The organism is Actinosynnema sp. NPDC023658 (assembly GCF_040639995.1).
Classification (GTDB): Bacteria; Actinomycetota; Actinomycetes; order Mycobacteriales; family Pseudonocardiaceae; genus Actinosynnema.
In genome coordinates, this window is record NZ_JBFAAX010000658.1 from 397 (window position 1) to 3,188 (window position 2,792).

Annotated in this window: 3 protein-coding genes; 1 reads left to right on the forward strand and 2 read right to left on the reverse strand. The window is 73.0% G+C overall.

Annotated features, from left to right (window positions below; all coding sequences use genetic code 11):
- Positions 1-381: prolyl oligopeptidase family serine peptidase (locus AB0G02_RS32780; protein WP_360801990.1), on the forward strand; the 381-nt coding region annotated here is incomplete at its 5' end.
- On the opposite strand, the gene AB0G02_RS32785 is transcribed toward AB0G02_RS32780, so the two are convergent.
- The gene (locus AB0G02_RS32785; protein WP_360801993.1) at positions 374-1,372 is read right to left on the reverse strand and encodes a YdcF family protein; all 999 of its coding nucleotides are present in this window, start codon (positions 1,370-1,372) and stop codon (positions 374-376) included. The two genes, AB0G02_RS32780 and AB0G02_RS32785, sit on opposite strands and share 8 nt — an antisense overlap.
- Before the next feature lie 74 nt (positions 1,373-1,446).
- The gene (locus tag AB0G02_RS32790; protein ID WP_360801996.1) at positions 1,447-2,697 is read right to left on the reverse strand and encodes a DUF4032 domain-containing protein; all 1,251 of its coding nucleotides are present in this window, start codon (positions 2,695-2,697) and stop codon (positions 1,447-1,449) included.
- Positions 2,698-2,792: the final 95 nt, after the last annotated feature.

Sequence of the window (2,792 nt, forward strand, 5' to 3'; positions counted from 1 at the left end):
CCGCACCTGTGGCGGGCAGGGGTGAGCGAGTGCGGGCCGTCGGACCTGCTCAACGACATCCGGGGGTTCCCGCCGACCTGGCGGAAGCGGGCCGTCGACTGGATCGGAGACCCGGACGACCCGGCCGACGTGGCGGTCCTCACCAGCCGCAGCCCGCTCGAGCACGCCGACCGGCTCCGGGCGCCGGTGCTGATCATGCACGGGGAGAACGACGCCAACGTGAACCCCGAGGAGTCCGAGCGGATGTACCGGCGGCTGCGCGAACTGGGCCGACCGGCGCGGCTGGTGCTGCACCCCGGTGTGGGCCACGGCATCGACCGGGCCGGGCTCGCCGCGACCGTGGACCTGATCGTCTCCTGGTTCGCGGACCACCTCACGTGAGCGTGAGCACCAGGTGGAGCGCGACGAGTGCGCCGCAGGTGACGGTGTGCACGACGGGGTTGTGCGTGAGCAGCGCGGCGAACTCGCGCAGGAACGCGCTGGGCAGGAAGTACCACGCGGTGGGTGCGCCGATGATCTGCATGCGCAGCCGGAGCCGGCGGGCCAGGACGGCGGCGCGGAAGACGTGGAAGTTGTTGGTCACCGCGACCGCCCGGCCGGTCCAGTCCCGTTCGGCGAGCAGGCGCGCGCTGTAGGCCAGGTTCTGCTCCGTCGTGGTCGCCTGGTCCTCCAGCACGACCGCCTCGTCCGGCACGCCCCGGCGCACCAGGTACTCGCGCATCGCCGCGGCCTCGGACACCTGCTCGTCCGCGCCCTGCCCGCCCGAGACGACGAGCAGCGGCGTGCGGCCGGCGCCCACCTCGCGGCGGTACAGGTGCAGGCCCCGGTCGAGCCTCGCGGCCAGCAGCGGCGGGACGCGGTCACCGTTCAGCCCGGCGCCGAGCACCACGACCGCGTCGAAGCCCGTCCGGCGGCCGATGCTGCCGTAGACGATCGAGTACAGCAGGAGGCTGACGAACAGGAACGCGACGTAGGCCGCGACGATCAGCAGCGACCCGATCACCGCGTCGACCGCGGGAGCGGTGTGCGCGGTGGCGAACCCGAACGCGAGCACCACGCCGACGATCGCGAGCCCGGCGAGCAGCGAGAGCAGGTTGGCCAGGCCGAACCCCTCCCGGCGCAGCATCAGCACGCCGTTGGCGATCAGCGCGATCGGCAGCACGAACCCCAGCCCGAGCAGCAGGGCCACGAACGCGTACCCGACGACCACGGCGGACCACCCGCCGATCGCGGTGGCCCGGAACACCAGCCACAGCACGAGGAGCACCAAGGTCAGGCCGAGCCACACGGCGTTGCCGAGCCGCCGCCGGTCCCGGACCATGCCGATCACGAAGAACAGGGCGGGGACGATGGCCGCGATCCCGAAGAGCATGCGGGCAAATCTATGCGGACGGTCGTCCCACTACCGACGGCGGTCCCTCCTCGGCCCGGCGGAGCCGGTCGGGGTCAGCCGAAGTCGACGTCCGCGCCGGTCGCCGCCTCCCGCTCGGACGCCTCCCGCTCCGACGCCTCGTGGTCCGGCAGCACGGTGGCGAGGTAGGAGCGCAGCGCGGCGGTGGTGCCGACGTCCCGGCCCGCGTTCTCGGACAGGAACCAGCGGTGGACCAGGACCTCGTGGAACAGCTCCGCCGGCGCCAGCACGCCCAGCAGGTCGCGCGGCACGGCGGCCACGACCGGGTCGTAGACCTCGTTGCGCCACAGGTGGCCGGCGGTCGTCTCGGGCACCGGGGCGCCGTCGCGCTGCTCCAGGTAGGCGCGGAACGAGCGCAGGTCGTTGAGCAGCCGGCGGGCCTGGCCCTCCTGCACCTCCAGGCCGGTGAGCTTGAACAGTTCGCGGCGGCTCTGGCCGATCTCCGCGACCCGGATGTCCACTCGCAACCGCGCGCCGCTGTCGGAGGTGACCAGCTCGACCTCTCCGACGTCGAAGCCCAGGTCGTTGAGCCTGCGCAGGCGTTCGGCCACCCGGTAGCGCTGCTCGTCCAGCCGGAAGAACTCCTCGCGGGTCACCTCGTCCCACAGCGCGGCGTAGCGCCGGGGCACGCTGTCGGCCACCTCGACCGGGTCGATGTCGGGCGGCAGCAGGCCGCCCGCTTCGAGGTCCATCAGCTCGCCGCCGATGCGCTCCCGCGCCAGGTCCACGTCGTAGGTGCGCTGGCCCGCGGACAGCTCCGGGTGGCGCTCGACGGTCTCGGCGTCGACCAGGTACGCGGCCAGGCCGCCCGCGTCGAGCCGGAACAGCGTGTTCGACAGCGAGCAGTCGCCCCAGAACGTGCCGGACAGGTGCAGCCTCACCAGCAGTTCGACCAGCACGTCCACCAGGCGGTCGGCCGAGTGCTCGCCGCGCGGGCTGGAGAACAGGTAGCGGTAGGACATCGAGTGGTCGAGGTAGCGGGTGACCAGGATGGCCTGCTGGTCGTCGGGGCGGTCGACGCACAGCCCGAGCACCGTCACCGAGGGCATGCCCTCGCGCTCCAGCTCACCGAGCACGGCGTACTCGTGGCGGGCCAGCGACTCCGCGATCTCCTTGAGCGCGTACACGCGGCCCTCGCTGGCGACGAACCGCACGACGTGCCGCGAGATGCCCCGCTGCGGCACGGTCAGCAGCAGCCGTTCGTCCCACTCCTCCAGCGGCTGGGCCCACGGCAGGGCGAGCAGTCCACCGGCCTCGGTGGCGGGTGGGCGGAACAGGAATCGCATGTGCTCCCCGTGACTGGTGCGCGGACGACGCCGAAGCTACCCCGCCACCGGCCCGCGCGGCCAACCCCCGTCCCACGAAGTGGCCTGGTCACCAC